Source organism: Variovorax defluvii, from assembly GCF_039541515.1.
Taxonomy (GTDB): Bacteria; Pseudomonadota; Gammaproteobacteria; order Burkholderiales; family Burkholderiaceae_C; genus Variovorax; species Variovorax defluvii.
This window is the reverse complement of the sequence record NZ_BAABGJ010000021.1, coordinates 32527-47074: the sequence shown is the minus strand read 5'-3', so window position 1 is coordinate 47074 and position 14548 is coordinate 32527. Positions and strand designations below refer to the sequence as shown.

Annotated in this window: 14 protein-coding genes; 10 read left to right on the top strand and 4 right to left on the bottom strand. The window is 66.0% G+C overall.

Translation table 11 applies throughout. The features are described 5' to 3' along the window. Positions 1-55: 55 nt before the first annotated feature. Both dnaN and dnaA read right to left on the bottom strand, forming a co-directional pair. Entirely contained in the window at positions 56-1162 is a 1107-nt protein-coding gene (gene dnaN, locus ABEA07_RS12545) for a DNA polymerase III subunit beta (protein ID WP_345538204.1), read from the bottom strand. 267 nt (positions 1163-1429) lie between these two features. Next, on the bottom strand, positions 1430-2809 hold the full coding sequence (gene dnaA / locus ABEA07_RS12540; protein WP_345538202.1) for a chromosomal replication initiator protein DnaA: 1380 nt from the start codon (positions 2807-2809) through the stop codon (positions 1430-1432). Positions 2810-3100: 291 nt separating this feature from the next. Between dnaA and rpmH the strand changes: the two genes are divergently transcribed. The 6 genes from rpmH (at position 3101) to ABEA07_RS12510 (ending at position 7696) form a co-directional block, all read left to right on the top strand. Next, a complete protein-coding gene (gene rpmH, locus ABEA07_RS12535) occupies positions 3101-3235 on the top strand; it encodes a 50S ribosomal protein L34 (RefSeq protein ID WP_088958522.1) in 135 nt (44 codons plus the stop codon). 76 nt (positions 3236-3311) lie between these two features. After that, complete coding sequence (locus ABEA07_RS12530; RefSeq protein ID WP_345538199.1) at positions 3312-3701, top strand: ribonuclease P protein component; 390 nt, start codon at positions 3312-3314, stop codon at positions 3699-3701. Beyond that, on the top strand, positions 3698-3985 hold the full coding sequence (gene yidD, locus ABEA07_RS12525; RefSeq protein WP_345538198.1) for a membrane protein insertion efficiency factor YidD: 288 nt from the start codon (positions 3698-3700) through the stop codon (positions 3983-3985). Before ABEA07_RS12530 ends, yidD begins: the two co-directional genes overlap by 4 nt. Then, positions 3982-5655 (top strand): membrane protein insertase YidC, encoded by a 1674-nt coding sequence (gene yidC / locus ABEA07_RS12520; RefSeq protein WP_345538197.1) that lies wholly within the window; start codon positions 3982-3984, stop codon positions 5653-5655. The genes yidD and yidC overlap by 4 nt, the downstream gene beginning before the upstream one ends. 74 nt (positions 5656-5729) lie before the next feature. Next, complete coding sequence (gene mnmE, locus ABEA07_RS12515; RefSeq protein WP_345538195.1) at positions 5730-7136, top strand: tRNA uridine-5-carboxymethylaminomethyl(34) synthesis GTPase MnmE; 1407 nt, start codon at positions 5730-5732, stop codon at positions 7134-7136. A gap of 92 nt (positions 7137-7228) precedes the next feature. Next, on the top strand, positions 7229-7696 hold the full coding sequence (locus tag ABEA07_RS12510; protein ID WP_345538194.1) for a cyclic nucleotide-binding domain-containing protein: 468 nt from the start codon (positions 7229-7231) through the stop codon (positions 7694-7696). 1153 nt (positions 7697-8849) lie between these two features. Here the strand turns inward: ABEA07_RS12510 and ABEA07_RS12505 are convergent. Continuing rightward, positions 8850-10835, bottom strand: coding sequence for a monovalent cation:proton antiporter family protein (locus ABEA07_RS12505; protein ID WP_345538193.1), 1986 nt, complete (start codon positions 10833-10835; stop codon positions 8850-8852). A gap of 65 nt (positions 10836-10900) precedes the next feature. Between ABEA07_RS12505 and ABEA07_RS12500 the strand changes: the two genes are divergently transcribed. Genes ABEA07_RS12500 through ABEA07_RS12485 form a run of 4 tightly spaced genes read left to right on the top strand, consistent with a single transcriptional unit; the run spans position 10901 to position 13858 of the window. Continuing rightward, positions 10901-11902, top strand: a complete 1002-nt coding sequence (locus ABEA07_RS12500) for a KpsF/GutQ family sugar-phosphate isomerase (RefSeq protein ID WP_345538191.1) — start codon at positions 10901-10903, stop codon at positions 11900-11902. Then, entirely contained in the window at positions 11902-12450 is a 549-nt protein-coding gene (locus ABEA07_RS12495; protein WP_345538189.1) for a KdsC family phosphatase, read from the top strand. The genes ABEA07_RS12500 and ABEA07_RS12495 overlap by 1 nt, the downstream gene beginning before the upstream one ends. After that, complete coding sequence (gene lptC / locus ABEA07_RS12490) at positions 12447-13088, top strand: LPS export ABC transporter periplasmic protein LptC (protein ID WP_345538188.1); 642 nt, start codon at positions 12447-12449, stop codon at positions 13086-13088. Before ABEA07_RS12495 ends, lptC begins: the two co-directional genes overlap by 4 nt. After that, positions 13085-13858, top strand: coding sequence for an SDR family oxidoreductase (locus tag ABEA07_RS12485; RefSeq protein WP_345538186.1), 774 nt, complete (start codon positions 13085-13087; stop codon positions 13856-13858). Before lptC ends, ABEA07_RS12485 begins: the two co-directional genes overlap by 4 nt. Before the next feature lie 88 nt (positions 13859-13946). Here ABEA07_RS12485 and ABEA07_RS12480 read toward each other — a convergent pair whose 3' ends face one another. Beyond that, positions 13947-14456, bottom strand: coding sequence for an RNA recognition motif domain-containing protein (locus tag ABEA07_RS12480; RefSeq protein WP_345538184.1), 510 nt, complete (start codon positions 14454-14456; stop codon positions 13947-13949). Positions 14457-14548 lie beyond the last annotated feature (92 nt).

Sequence of the window (14548 nt, the reverse complement as noted above, 5' to 3'; positions counted from 1 at the left end):
AAGACCAAGCCCGCGGAATGCCGCGGGCGGTCTCGCATCTCCCTGAGGCGCAACGTCAGATGCGCATCGGCATGACGACGTACTTGAAGGAGGTGTTCTCGGGGATGGTCATCAGCACCGAGCTGTTGGAATCGGCCAGGTCCAGCTTCACCATGTCCTGGCTCATGTTGGCCAGCGCATCGATCAGGTAGCTGACGTTGAAGCCGATCTCGATGGTATCGCCACCGTAGTCGATGTCGAGTTCATCCTGCGCTTCTTCCTGCTCTGCATTGTTGGAAGCGATGCGCAGCGTGCCGGGCTCGATGTTGAGGCGCACGCCCTTGAACTTCTCGCTGGTGAGGATCGCGGTGCGCTGCAGGCTGGCCAGCAGCGGCGCTCGACCCAGCGTCACCGTGTTCTTGTGGTTCTTGGGGATCACGCGGTTGTAGTCGGGGAACTTGCCTTCGACCAGCTTGGTGACGAATTCCATGCCCTCGAAAGCGAACTTGGCCTGGTTGTTCGCGAACTGCATCTCTATCGCGCCCTCGGCGTCGGACAGCAGGCGCTGCATTTCCAGCACCGTCTTGCGCGGCAGGATGACTTCCTGGCGCGGCACTTCCACGTCCAGCGTGGCCGAGGCAAAGGCCAGCCGATGGCCATCGGTGGCGACCAGGCTCAGCTGCTTGCCTTCGGCGACGAAGAGGATGCCGTTCAGGTAGTAGCGGATGTCGTGCACCGCCATCGCAAAGGACACTTGGCTGAGCAGGTCCTTGAGCGCCTTCTGCGGCACGCTGAACACCGGCCCGAAGTTGGCCGACTCCTGCACGAGCGGGAAGTCCTCGGCCGGCAGCGATTGAAGCGTGAACCGGCTCTTGCCGCCCTTGAGCACCAGCTTGTTCGCGTTGGATTCGAGGCTCACCGTCTGGTCGGCCGGCATGGTGCGCAGGATGTCGATCAACTTGCGCGCACCCACGGTGGTGGTGAAGTTGCCTTCGTCGCCGCCGAGCTCCGCATGGGTGCGGATCTGGATTTCCAGGTCGCTGGTGGTGAGTTGCAGGCGGGAGCCGGTCTTGCGGATCAGCACGTTGGCCAGGATGGGCAGGGTGTGGCGTCGCTCGACGATGCCCGCGACCGACTGCAGCGCGGCGAGGACTTTGTCCTGGGTAGCCTTCAAAACGATCATGCTTACCTCTTCCTTTATTTCTTTAATTCAAATTAGTAGTAGTAGATAAGGGACGCAACCCGCTGTGGACAGAGTGATTTTCCGCTTTTGCGACAGGCACTTGTCGTGGCCGGTTGGCTGTGCGCAGGCGCGCTTCGGTGCTGTCGCTCCGAAACGGATAACTTTAGGACACGCGCCTCGCCTGTGGACAAGCCTTCGCTTGTGCCGAAACTTTCCCCAGAGTTGTCCTTTGACAGGGCTTCGTGAATCTGCGATGACAGCCCTCCATCAACCCTTGAGGGTCTGTTCCAGCACGTGCAACTGCTGGTTGAGTTCGGTGAGCTGCTGACGTTCGCTTGAGATCTTGCGTACCGCGTGCAGCACGGTCGTGTGGTCCCGGCCGCCGAAGAGCTCGCCGATCTCGGGCAGGCTCTTCTGGGTCAATTCCTTGGCCAGGTACATCGCGATCTGGCGCGGCCGGGCGATCGAGGCGGGACGCTTCTTCGAATACATGTCGGCGACCTTGATCTTGTAGTAGTCAGCGACCGTCTTCTGGATGTTCTCGACCGAGATCTGCCGGTTCTGGATCGACAGCAGGTCACGCAGCGCCTCGCGCGCCAGGGCGATCGAGATCTCCTTCTGGTTGAAGCGGGAGTACGCCAGGATCTTGCGCAGCGCGCCCTCGAGCTCGCGCACATTGGAGCGCACGTTCTTGGCCACGAAAAAGGCCACTTCCTCCGGCATCTCGGCGCCTTCGGCCCGGGCCTTGTTGATCAGGATCGCCACACGCATCTCGAGCTCGGGCGGCTCGATCGCCACGGTCAGCCCGGAATCGAAGCGCGAGACCAACCGTTCGTGGATGTCCGCCAGCCCCTTGGGATAGGTGTCGCTCGTCATGACGATGTGCGACTTTTTGGCCAGCAACGCCTCGAAGGCGTTGAAGAATTCCTCCTGCGTCCGGTCCTTGTTGGCGAAGAACTGGACGTCGTCGATCAGCAGCAGATCGAGAGAGTGGTAGCGTTCCTTGAACTCGTCGAAAGTCTTGCGCTGATAGGCTTTGACCACATCCGAGACGAACTGCTCGGCGTGGATGTAGAGAACTTTGGCGTCCTGGCGGTCCGACAGGAGGCGGTTACCCACGGCATGCATCAGATGGGTCTTGCCCAGGCCGACGCCGCCGTAGATGAACAACGGGTTGTAGAGATGGCCCGGCGTGCTGGCGACGTGCATGGCGGCGGCGCGCGCCATCCGGTTGGCAGTGCCTTCGACAAGGGTCTCGAAGGTCAGTGCGGCGTTCAGCCGGTTCTTGAACGCGCCGCCGGGCGGATCGTCATTGGGGCCGGCGACGTCGCGTGGCACGTCGGTCTCGGCGACCAGGGCCATGGAGACAGGCCGGGCAACAATCTCCCGAGGAGCAAGCGCTAACTCGATGATGACCGGCTGGCCGTATAACTTCTCGGCCATGGCTGCAATCTTGCCGGCATACTGGGCTCGGATCCAGTCCAGCTTGAAGCGGTTGGCCACAAAGACGGTGACCCTGGACAGATCGTCCGCGACCTTGGCGGTCAGCGGCTTGATCCAGGTGTTGAATTGCTGCTCGGACAGCTCCTGCGCGAGCTGGTCGACGCAGGCCTGCCAAAGACTGTCTCCGATGCCTTCACTCGGCATGGAGGCGCAGAAGGGTGAAATGTCCCTCGTTCATTTTCGTTTTGACTTGTGGATAGTCGCCCTTGGGGTGGGCCGGTGATTCTAACTTGTCAAAACCTTATCCACACGGTTTTCCAGGCCCGGCGGCCGCGCGCCCGCACGAACCGCGATTGTTGTGTGGCCGAATATTTGCGATAATCGCGGGTTTCCCTGAAAGCCTCTTTGTGTGTTTCGGGGTATCAGAGAGCCAACAGAGCCAGAGTCCGCTAGCCCGCAAGCGCTGAGCCGCTCGGGCCCACCAGGAAATCCATCATGAAACGCACCTACCAAGCCTCCAAGACCCGTCGTGCCCGTACCCACGGCTTTCTGGTCCGCATGAAAACCCGCGGCGGCCGCGCCGTCATCAACGCGCGCCGCGCCAAGGGCCGCAAGCGCCTTTCCGTCTAAGGGCATTTCGCCGGCGCCGTTGCCAGTCCTCCCGCTGCCGCCGTCCTCTGCCGCCGGCGCTTCGCGGTTGGCCTCCATGCAGCGGCTCCAGACCCGCGCGCAGTTCCAGGCTGTTCTCGCAGGTGCCACCGTGGCGCGCACCGCCCACTTTGCCTTGCACCGCTGCGCGCTGGACGCGCAGGCCGGTGCGGTATCGCTGTTCGCGACGCAGGCTCTGTGGGTCGGTGCCATGGTGCCCAAGCGCTGGGCGCGCCGGGCGGTTACCCGCAGTGCCATCAAGCGCCAGATCTACCGCATGAGCGCCGACGCCGCGGCTTCGTTGCCGATAGCCGCGTACGTGGTGCGCCTGCGTGCGGCTTTCGATCGCAAGGAATTCCGGAGCGCGACCTCCGAGCGGCTCACGGCTGCCGTTCGTGCCGAGCTTTGGCAGCTGTTGGAGCGCGCCTCGACGGCGCGCGCATCATGAAGGCGCTATTGATCGGCTTGGTGAAAGCCTACCGCCTGTTGCTGAGCCCCTGGCTCGGCCAGTCCTGCCGCTTCGAGCCCACGTGCTCGGTCTACGCCATCGAGGCGCTGGAGCGCCACGGTGCGGCGGCCGGCGGCTATCTCACCCTGCGCCGTCTCGCACGCTGTCAACCCTGGTGCCAGGGCGGGCACGATCCCGTTCCTCCCAAGGAAGAGCATCGGGCCCGTCGCGCGAGTGCGCTGTTCTCTTCCCTGTTCTCCGACGACAAGAAGTCTTCTTCATGAACGATATTCGCCGCACCATCCTGTGGGTGGTCTTTGGTTTCTCGCTCGTACTGCTGTGGGACCAATGGCAGGTCTACAACGGCCGCAATCCCACCTTTCTGCCGTCGACCAAGCCGCCTGCGACGGCGAATGCACCGGCACCCGCGGCTGGCGGCGCGGCATCGAGCGCGGTGCCGCAGGCCAGTAGCACGCCGGCCGCGGCGAGCGGTGCCGGCGCCGTTCCGGACGGCAAGACGGCGGCACCGACAGCAAGCGAACGCGTGGTCGTCACGACCGACGTGCTCAAGCTGACCTTCGACACCGAAGGCGGCTCGCTGATCCAGAGTGAGTTCATCCAGCACGATGACCTGACCGAGAAGGACAAGCCGTTCATCCTGCTCGACCAGAGCCCGAACCGTTATTACGTGGCCCAGACCGGCTTGATCGGCGGTAACTTCCCCACGCACAAGACGCCGATGCATTTCACCGGCGAGCGCGCCTTGAAGGATGGTGCCAACGAGCTGGTGCTTCGCTTCGAGTCGGTCGATCTGGGTGGCGTCAAGCTGGTCAAGACTTGGACGCTCAAGCGCGGCGCCTATGACATGGCCGTGCGCCACGAGATCGTCAACACGGGGGCAGCGCCGGTCTCGCCCCAGCTGTACTTGCAGATCGTGCGCGATGGCAACAAGCCCCCCGGCGAGTCCTCCTTCTATTCCACTTTCACCGGCCCAGCGGTCTACACCGAGGCCAAGAAGTACCAGAAGATCGAGTTCAAGGACATCGAGAACAACAAGGCCGATTTCGTCAAGGAATCGCCCAACGGGTATGTCGCGATGGTCCAGCACTACTTTGCCAGTGCCTGGCTGCTGAAAGACGGCATCCAGCGCGACCTGTTCGCGCGCAAGGTCGACAACAACCTTTACGCGGTCGGCATGATCACCCCGGCCGGGGCGGTGGCGCCGGGCACGGCCAAGGCGATCGACGCCGAGTTCTTCGTCGGACCACAGGCCGAGAAGACGCTGGAGGCGGTCGCGCCGGGCCTCGAGCTGGTCAAGGACTACGGCATCTTCACCATCATTTCCAAACCGCTGTACTGGCTGCTCGACAAGCTGCACGGCATCTTGGGGAACTGGGGCTGGGCCATCGTGGCGCTGGTGGTTCTGCTGAAGGCCGCCTTCTACTGGCTCAATGCCAAGGCCTACGCCAGCATGGCCAAGATGAAGGCGATCAATCCGAAGATCATGGAAATGCGCGAGCGGCTCAAGGAAAAGCCGCAGGAGATGCAGCAGGAGATGATGCGCATCTATCGCGAGGAGAAGGTCAATCCGATGGGCGGCTGCTTCCCGATCCTGATCCAGATCCCCGTGTTCATCGCGCTGTACTGGGTGCTGCTGTCCTCGGTCGAGATGCGCCATGCGCCCTGGATCGGCTGGATCAAGGATCTGTCGGCGCCGGACCCCTGGTTCATCCTGCCGATCGTGATGACCGCGACTTCGCTGTTCCAGACCTGGCTCAACCCGACGCCGCCGGACCCCATGCAGGCCAAGCTGATGTGGATCATGCCGCTCGCCTTCAGCGTGATGTTCATCTTCTTCCCCGCCGGCCTGGTGCTGTACTGGATCACCAACAACGTGCTGTCGATCGCGCAGCAGTGGTTCATCAACAAGCGCCTGGGCGTGCTCGGCAAATAGCGGCCGAGCGCACGCCTTCTTGATCAAGGGCCGCAGAATGCGGCCCTTCTCTTTATTGAAGCATCATCGATTCCATGCTGGCCCGTTCCACCGATCCCATCGTTGCCATCGCCACGGCGGCCGGCCGCGGCGCGGTCGGGATCGTGCGGTTGTCCGGCGCGCGGCTGGCGCCCTTGCTCGACGCCATCTTCGGTCGCAGCCTGCGCCCTCGAGAAGCCACCTACCTGCCCTTTCGCGACGCGGCCGGTGGCGCCATCGACCAGGGCCTGGCCATCCACTTTCCCGCGCCCCATTCCTACACGGGCGAAGACGTGCTTGAGCTCCAGGCGCACGGCGGACCGGTCGTGCTCCAGTTGCTGCTGGCGCGCTGCCTGGAAGCGGCTGCTGAGAAGGACGCCATCTCGGGCCGGCCGCGGCTGCCCGGCTTGCGCGTGGCCGAGCCGGGCGAGTTCAGTCAGCGGGCCTTCCTGAACGGGAAAATCGACCTCGCGCAGGCCGAGGCCATCGCCGACCTGATCGATGCCAGCACGGAGGCGGCAGCGCGCAGTGCGGGCCGTTCGCTCTCGGGCGCGTTCTCGCACGAAATCCATGCGCTGCGCGATGCCTTGATTCACCTGCGCATGCTGGTAGAGGCCACGCTGGATTTTCCGGAAGAGGAGATCGACTTTCTGCAGAAGGCCGATGCACAGGGGCAGCTCGTCGCCTTGCAGATGCGGCTGGATGGGGTCAGGCAGCGCGCCAGGCAGGGCGCACTGCTGCGCGAGGGGATCAAGGTCGTGATCGCCGGTCAGCCCAATGCGGGCAAGAGTTCCTTGCTCAATGCCTTGGCGGGAGCCGAACTTGCCATCGTGAGCCCCGTTCCGGGCACCACTCGCGACGTGGTCTCGCAAACCATCCAGATCCAGGGTGTGCCCCTGCACGTGGTCGACACCGCCGGCCTTCGCGACAGCGCCGACTTGGTGGAACAGATCGGGGTGGCGCGGGCCTGGGACCAGATCGAAGCCGCTGATGCTGTCCTGTTTCTGCACGACCTTACGCGGACGGGGGGTGCCGAATACGCCGAAGCCGATGCCGAGATTCTGCGCCTGCTGAGCGAGAAGCTGCCCTCCAGCGTGCCGGTGCTGGATGTCTGGAGCAAGCAGGACGCCGCCCCTTCGGAGGCACCCGAGGTCGGCATCACCCTTTCCGCGCGGACGGGCTTCGGCATCGAAGCACTCAGGCAACGACTGCTCGAGATCGCCGGCTGGCAGGCCGTACCGGACGGCCTCTACCTGGCGCGGGCGCGCCACGTCGACGCGCTGTCACGGGTCGCCGAGCATCTGGCGTTGGCCGACGAGCATCTGGCGGCGCGGGAGCAATCCCTTGATCTGCTGGCCGAGGAGTTGCGCCTGGCCCAGAACGCACTGAATGAGATCACCGGTGAGTTCGGCGCCGACGACCTGCTGGGCGTGATTTTTTCCCGGTTTTGTATCGGAAAGTAGACGTTTAGCGTTAAATTTCGTGACTTCTGTCACTGCAAATTGTCGCGATGGTCCATACTCGGCGCCGCACGCACAGCAGCAGGGAAGTCGCCATGTCCACGAGCATCCAGGAACTTTGCCGCGCCGTCGCACAGAACACGAGCTACGACGCCTTCGCGCCCGCTTTCAATGCCCAGCAATGGGAAACCCTCGGGAGCTATTTGCAGGCCTTCGACCTGTCCGCGGGCCAGGTGCTGATCGACCAGGGCGCGCACGACAGGACGCTCTTTTTCATCGAGCGTGGCGCGCTCAGCGTGCATATGCTCGGCAGCCAGGGGCAGATGCGGCTCGCCATCCTCAATCCCGGCTCGGTGGTGGGCGAAGGTGCCTTCTTCTCCCGTCTGCCCCGCTCCGCCAACGTGGTTGCCACCGGCGCGGCCCGGGTCTGGCGCCTGACGGCGATCCGCTTTGCCGAGATGTCGAACCGGCAACCCAGCTTGGCGCTGGAACTGTCGATGGCGCTGGGTGCGGTCATTGCGAAGAGAATGGTCAACAAGCCCAAACGCGTGGCAGTGACCTGAGGCCTTCGGCTTGACGCCGGGCGCGGCGGGCCCGCCTGCCGCGCCGCTGATCATGCAAGCGTCGAGTCGGAGGAACTCCAGAGATGGTTGTGTTGTGCGCGTCATGCCAGGCGGAGAACCGCCATGGCGCCAAGTTTTGCAGGAACTGCGGCCACAGGCTGGTCTCCGCGGCGCACGGTTCGGCCGGCTCGATCGAGCGGCAGCCGCCCGGCAATAGCTGGCCGGCCACGGATGCCCTGGCCTTGCCCGAGGGATCGCCGCCCCCACCGGCCCCCGAGGGATCCGTGCCGGTTGACGAGGCGACAAGCCAGATGCCGCCGCTACTGCCTGCCGCGGCGTCTTCTTCCGACGTGGCTTCCAGGCCGTCACGGCCTGCGCCGCTTCCGCCGTCGCCCCCGGTGTCCAAGTCCAAGGCGACAACGCGGCCTGCAGCGCTCGCCTCCCCGCCTGCGGTATCGCCGGCGTCACGACGAACCGGCACGATATGGGGAGTGCTGGGGCTGCTCGCCGTGGTGGTGGCCGGCGGGGCTTGGTATGCCTTCGGCGGTCCCGCCGTCCCTGCCCCGTTGGCGGCACAAACCGGCGCGGTAGGAGGACCGGTAGCGATCGCACCGCCGACACCTGCGCCGGAGGCGCCACCCCTGCCGCCGGCACCCCCGCCGACGCCAACACCGTCGCCTGTCTCCGCAACACCGGTGCCGCCGCCTGCAGTGCCTGCGCCCGCTGCGAAGGTCGATGAGCCGCCGCCCGTGAAGGCGACACTGCGGCCACCCGCGGCCAAAGCAGCGGTCCGGAAGGAAGCAGTTGTCACATCCGCACCTGCGCCGACACCCAGACCTCGCAAGTCCCCTGCGCCCGCCGCTCCGCAGCCAGCCCCTGAGCCGGCCCCCGTCGTGGCCGTCGCACCGCCGCCCGCGCCGCCGGCTCCGCCCACGCCGGAAGCCGCATGTGCCGGCCAGAGCTTCTTCGCTCGGGCGCGTTGTATGGCCGCGCAGTGCGCCAAGCCCGAGAACGGGGCGCTGGCTCAATGCGAAGCGGTACGGCGCCAGCAGCAGATCGACGAAGAGAAGCGCAACCCGAGCCAGCTCGATTGAGCCTTGCCCGGGCCGGAATCAGTCTGACGGGGCTAGCCTGCTCCGGAGTTCACAGTTTCTCAGCCCTTCTGCAGCAATTCGACCGCCATGGCGAGCGCAGCGGGCTTGCCCGACAGGACCAGCGTGTCGCCGTCGGCCAGCACGGTGTCCTCGCGCGCTTCTTCGGCTTTGCCGTTGCGCCGCCGCAGGCTGGCGACCCGCACGCCCACTGCCTCCAACGCCAGGCGATCGAGCGGCTGGCCCGTTGCGCGCGCATCCGCGGTGAGCGTGAAGCTGTTGAGCCGCTCGTGGTCCAGCTCGCCGGCCTTGTCGTCGTCCGCGCCGTGAAAGTAGCCGCGCAGGAGGTTGTAACGCGCATCACGCTGTTCCTGCACGACCCGGATCACCCGGCGCATCGGCACGCCGACCAGCGCCAGGGCATGGCTGGCGAGCATCAACGAACCCTCGATCGCCTCAGGCACCACCTCGGTCGCGCCGGCGCTCTGCAGTTTCTCCAGGTCGAGATCGTCCTTGGTCCGCACGATCACCGGCACTTGCGGCGCGTGTGCACGCGTGTTGGCCAGCACCTTGAGCGCGCCCGGGACGTCCAGGTAGGTCACGACCACCGCGCTCGCGCGCGCGAGGCCGGCCGCCATCAGGGCCTGCAGACGGGCCGCGTCGCCGAAGACCACCGAGTCGCCGGCGGCTGCTGCCTGGTGCACTCGGTCCGGGTCCAGGTCCAGTGCGAGGTAAGGGATCCCTTCCCGTTCCAGCATCCGGGCAAGGTTCTGGCCGCAGCGCCCATAGCCGCAGATGATCACGTGCTTCGCGGTGTTGATGGTCTTGCGCGCGATCGACGTCATCTGCAGCGACTGCTGCAGCCAATCGCTGGCCACCAGCCGGCGCACGATGCGGTTGCTGTACATCACGATGAAGGGCGTGGCCATCATCGACAGCACCATCGAGGCAAGCACCGGGTTCGCCAGCCATTCCGGAAGCAATTCCCGCCCCTGAGCCAGGCTCAGGAGCACGAAGCCGAACTCGCCGGCCTGCGCCAGGTACAGGCCGGTGCGCAGAGACACGCCGGCCGTCGCGCCCAGGAGCCGCGCCAGCACAGAGACCAGCATCAGCTTGAAGGCCAACGGCAGCACCAGAAGCACCCCCACCAGCGCCCAGCGATCCACCACGATGTGCCAGTCGAGCGACATGCCGATCGTGATGAAAAACAGCCCCAGCAGCACGTCGTGGAATGGCCGGATATCGCTCTCGACCTGGTGCTTGAATTCGGTCTCCGACACCAGCATGCCGGCGACGAAGGCCCCGAGCGCCAGGCTCAAGCCCGCCAGCTCCGTCAACCATGCCAGGCCCAGCGTGACCAACAGCAGGTTGAGCATGAACAACTCTTCGCTGCGTCGGCGTGCGACCAGGGTGAGCCACCAGCGCATGACGCGCGGGCCGCCATAGAGCAGTACGCCTACCAGAAAACTCGCCTTCAGCACCGCGATGCCCAGCGCCTTCAGCAAGGTTTCCGGCGGCGCACCCAGCGCCGGGATCAGCACCAGCAGAGGCACCACGGCCAGATCCTGAAACAGCAGCACGCCGATCACCCGCTTGCCGTGCTCGCTTTCCAGTTCCAGCCGTTCGGCCATGAGCTTGATCACGATGGCGGTGCTGCTCATCGTCAGGGCGCCCGAGAGCGCGAGGGCCGTCTGCCAGCCCAGCTGCCATTCGGGCGGCAGCCAGGAGGCCAGCAGCAGGCTGCCGGCGGTCGCCATCGCCATGGTCAGCGCCACCTGCAGCAGGCCAAGGCCGAACACGTGCTTGCGCATGGCGCGCAGCTTCGGCAGGCTGAACTCCAGCCCGATCACGAACATGAGGAAGACCACCCCGAACTCGCCGAGGTGCCGGATGCCCTCCACGTTCTGGGCAAAGGCCAGGGCGTGTGGGCCGATCAGTACGCCCGCTCCCAGGTAACCCAACATCGGCGGAAGGCGCAGGTACCGGCAGGCGACGACGCCGACCACTGCGGCCAGCAGGTACATCAGCGTCAGGTCGAGCGAGGACATGGCGCGATGCTACTGAATGCAGCCCTCGGCGCGGCCTGCCGATTCGCGGCCGATAAAATTCCGCGATGAGTTCCAGCCCCGTTCCAATCCTCGCGACCTCCGCCGACGCGATGCTCGCGCGGGCCCGCACCACCTTCGACATCGAAGCGGCGGCCGTTCTCGGCCTCAAGCAGCGCATCGGCGCCAGCTTCGTCGAGGCGGTCCAGAAGATCCTCGGCGTGCGCGGGCGCGTGGTGGTCATGGGCATGGGCAAGAGCGGCCACGTGGGACGCAAGATCGCTGCCACCCTGGCGTCGACCGGCACGCCCGCGATGTTCGTCCACCCGGCCGAGGCCAGCCACGGCGACCTCGGAATGATCAAGGCCGTCGACCTGGTGCTGGCCGTTTCCAACAGCGGCGAAGTCGACGAACTGACCGTCATCCTGCCCGTCGTCAAGCGCTTGGGCGTTCCCCTTATTGCGATCACCGGTGGCGCCGAGTCCACGCTGGCACGCCACGCCGACGTCGTCCTCGACAGCGGTGTCGAAAAGGAAGCCTGCCCGCTCAACCTGGCGCCCACCGCGAGCACCACTGCGCAGATGGCGATGGGCGATGCGCTGGCCGTCGCCCTGCTCGACGCGCGCGGCTTCGGAACCGAGGACTTCGCGCGGTCACATCCGGGCGGCGCCCTGGGCCGCAAGCTGCTCACCCATGTCAGCGACGTGATGCGTTCGGGCGACGCCGTGCCAAGCGTGCGGCCGGATGCCAGCTTCAGCGCGCTGATGCGCGAGATGAGCGCCAAGGGTATGGGCGCTGCGGCCGTGGTGGAGCGCGAAGGCCGGCCCATCGGCATCTTTACCGACGGCGATCTGCGCCGCCAGATCGAAACCGGCGCCGATCTGCGCGCGCTCACGGCGGCCGAGGTGATGCATCCCGCCCCGCGCACGCTGCGCGCGGACGCGCTGGCGGTCGAGGCGGCCGAACTGATGGAGCAACACCGGATCACCAGCGTGCTGGTGGTCGACGCGAATGGCGTGCTGATCGGCGCCCTCAGCATCAACGACCTGATGCGCGCGAAGGTCATCTGATGTCCCTCGCATTCGATGTGCAGACCCTGCTGGCCGCGCAGGACATCCGCGTTGCCTTCTTCGACGTGGACGGCGTGCTCACCGACGGCGGTGTTTACTTCAGCGAGCACGGCGAAACCCTCAAGCGTTTCAACATCCTCGATGGTTATGGCATCAAGCTGTTGCGCCTGGCAGGTATCACGCCCGCGGTGGTCACCGGCCGCGACTCGAAGCCCTTGCGTTTTCGCCTGCAGGCGTTAGGCGTCGACCACGTGCGCTACGGGACCGAAGACAAGCTGCCGGCCGCCGAGGCCATCCTTGCGCAACTGGGGCTGACGTGGGCACAGGCCGCCGCCATCGGCGACGACTGGCCGGACCTGCCCGTGCTCACCCGCGTCGCCTTGGCGGCAGCGCCGGCCAACGCGCATGCGGAGGTGCGGGCCGTGGCCCACCATGTGACCTCGGCGCGCGGAGGCGAAGGGGCGGCGCGCGAATTCTGCGACCTGCTGCTGACCGCGGGCGGGCACTATCGAAGGCTTCTGGATATCGCGCGAGGCCCTTCGGCATGACGGCCAAGAGGGTCTGGAATCTGCTGCGGGATGGCTTCGACCGGGTGACGATCTACCTGCCGATCATCGTCACGCTCGTCTTGGCGCTCGGCACCTATTGGCTGGTGCGCAACGCGCCGAAGTTGCTCGAGCCTGTACCCAAGGAGGCGCCCAAGCACGAGCCGGACTTCTTCATGCGTGGCTTCGTGATCAAGAACTTTCTGCCGAGCGGCGATCTGCGCAGCGAACTGTTCGGCACCGAAGGCCGGCACTATCCGGACACCGACACCATCGAGGTCGACCAGGTCCGCCTGCGATCGGTCTCCCCCGAGGGCCTGGTCACGCGCGCCACCGCCAATCGCGGCGTCTCGAATGCCGACGGCAGCGAGATTCAGCTCTTCGGCAACGCAATCGTGGTGCGCGAGGCCTCGACCTCGGCGAACGGCAAGGCCAATCCCCGCCTGGAGTTTCGCGGCGAGTTCCTGCACGCGTTCCTCGACACCGAGCGCGTGAAGTCGCACAAGCCGGTCACGCTGATTCGCGGCTCGGACCAGTTCACCGCCGACACCCTGGACTACGACAACCTGACCGGCGTGGCCCATTTGCAGGGCCGCGTGCGCGGCTTGCTGATGCCGTCCACGCCGGGGGCGAGGCGTTGAAGCCGCTGGTCTTCATCACCGGTGCGTCCAGCGGCATCGGCCAGGCGCTCGCGGCGCGCTTCCACGAAGCCGGCTACCGGCTGGCGCTGAGCGCGCGGCGCACCGCCGACATCGAGGCCTGGGTGGCCGCCCGCGGCATCGGGGCAGACGAGGCCCAGGTCTATGGCGCCGACGTGGCCCGGATCGACAGCATCGTGGCGGCGGGTGCGGCCTGCATCGAGCGCCAGGGCGTCCCGGATGTGGTGATCGCCAATGCCGGCATCAGCGTCGGCATCGACACCGAGGATCGAGGCGACCTCGATGTGTTTGTCGAGACGCTGGCCATCAACAATGTCGGGCTGGCCGCCACCTTCCATCCTTTCGTCGCGGCGATGCGACAGCGCGGCGGCGGGCGGCTGGTCGGCATCGGCAGCGTCGCTGCCATCCGGGGGCTGCCGGGCCACGGGGCGTACTGCGCGAGCAAGGCCGGCGTCGTGGCCTATTGCGAAAGCCTTCGCTGTGAGCTGCGAGGCAGTGGCGTCAAGGTGGTCACGTTGTGCCCGGGCTACATCGACACGCCACTCACCCGGGGCAATCGCTATGGCATGCCCTTCCTGATGCGAGCGGAGGATTTTGCCGAGCGCGCCTTCCGTGCCATCGAGTCCGGCACCAGCTATCGCGTGATCCCGTGGCAGATGGGCGTGGTGGCCAAGCTCCTGCGCCTGCTGCCCAACATCGTGTTCGACCGGGCTGTCCAGGGGCGCGGCCGGAAGAAGCGGCGCAACGAATAGCCGCTTGCGCTGCTCGCGGTTGCGAGCGCCCACAAAAAAGGCTCCCGAAGGAGCCTTTTCTTATGGCATCGGCGATGCCTGCGGGGGATCAGTAGCCGCTGTTATTGCCACCGCCGCCATAGCCGCCGCGGCCACCACCACGCGGGCCGGCGCCATAGGGGCTGCGGAAACCGCCATCGCCACCGCCACCACCACCACCGTAGCCACCACGGCCACCGCCGCCACCACCACCACCGTAGCCGCCACGGCCACCGCCGCCGCCGCCGCCGCCACCACCGTAGCCGCCGCCGCCACCGCCGCCATAGCCACCGCCGCCGTAACCACCGCTACGCGGGGGGCGGGCTTCCATCGGACGGGCCTCATTCACGACGACGCTACGGCCGCCCATGTCTTGCCCGTTCATGCCCTTGATAGCGGCCTGCGCTTCCGCGTCGCTGCCCATTTCCACAAAGCCGAAACCCTTGGAACGGGGGGGGCTGGAATCGCGCTCCATCATGACCTTCGCGCTGGTCACCGTGCCGAATTGGCTGAACGCATGTTCGAGATCGCCGTCGCGTGCCGAATAGGGCAGGTTGCCGACGTACAGTTTGTTGCCCATGAAGGGACTCCTATAAACACATGGAAAAAGCGATGGAGTCCCGGGAGCACCACCCACGAAGGCTCGCTGGGCCGCGCGAAACTGACCGATCA

Bases quoted from the DNA above. Each gene is read 5' to 3' on its own strand.
- ABEA07_RS12530 (WP_345538199.1), top strand. From the start codon at position 3,312: ATGCAGCGGCTCCAGACCCGCGCGCAGTTCCAGGCTGTTCTCGCAGGT.
- yidD (WP_345538198.1), top strand. From the start codon at position 3,698: ATGAAGGCGCTATTGATCGGCTTGGTGAAAGCCTACCGCCTGTTGCTG.
- rpmH (WP_088958522.1), top strand. From the start codon at position 3,101: ATGAAACGCACCTACCAAGCCTCCAAGACCCGTCGTGCCCGTACCCAC.
- ABEA07_RS12480 (WP_345538184.1), bottom strand. From the start codon at position 14,456: ATGGGCAACAAACTGTACGTCGGCAACCTGCCCTATTCGGCACGCGAC.
- ABEA07_RS12500 (WP_345538191.1), top strand. From the start codon at position 10,901: ATGAGTTCCAGCCCCGTTCCAATCCTCGCGACCTCCGCCGACGCGATG.
- yidC (WP_345538197.1), top strand. From the start codon at position 3,982: ATGAACGATATTCGCCGCACCATCCTGTGGGTGGTCTTTGGTTTCTCG.
- lptC (WP_345538188.1), top strand. From the start codon at position 12,447: ATGACGGCCAAGAGGGTCTGGAATCTGCTGCGGGATGGCTTCGACCGG.
- ABEA07_RS12495 (WP_345538189.1), top strand. From the start codon at position 11,902: ATGTCCCTCGCATTCGATGTGCAGACCCTGCTGGCCGCGCAGGACATC.
- dnaN (WP_345538204.1), bottom strand. From the start codon at position 1,162: ATGATCGTTTTGAAGGCTACCCAGGACAAAGTCCTCGCCGCGCTGCAG.
- ABEA07_RS12510 (WP_345538194.1), top strand. From the start codon at position 7,229: ATGTCCACGAGCATCCAGGAACTTTGCCGCGCCGTCGCACAGAACACG.
- mnmE (WP_345538195.1), top strand. From the start codon at position 5,730: ATGCTGGCCCGTTCCACCGATCCCATCGTTGCCATCGCCACGGCGGCC.
- dnaA (WP_345538202.1), bottom strand. From the start codon at position 2,809: ATGCCGAGTGAAGGCATCGGAGACAGTCTTTGGCAGGCCTGCGTCGAC.
- ABEA07_RS12505 (WP_345538193.1), bottom strand. From the start codon at position 10,835: ATGTCCTCGCTCGACCTGACGCTGATGTACCTGCTGGCCGCAGTGGTC.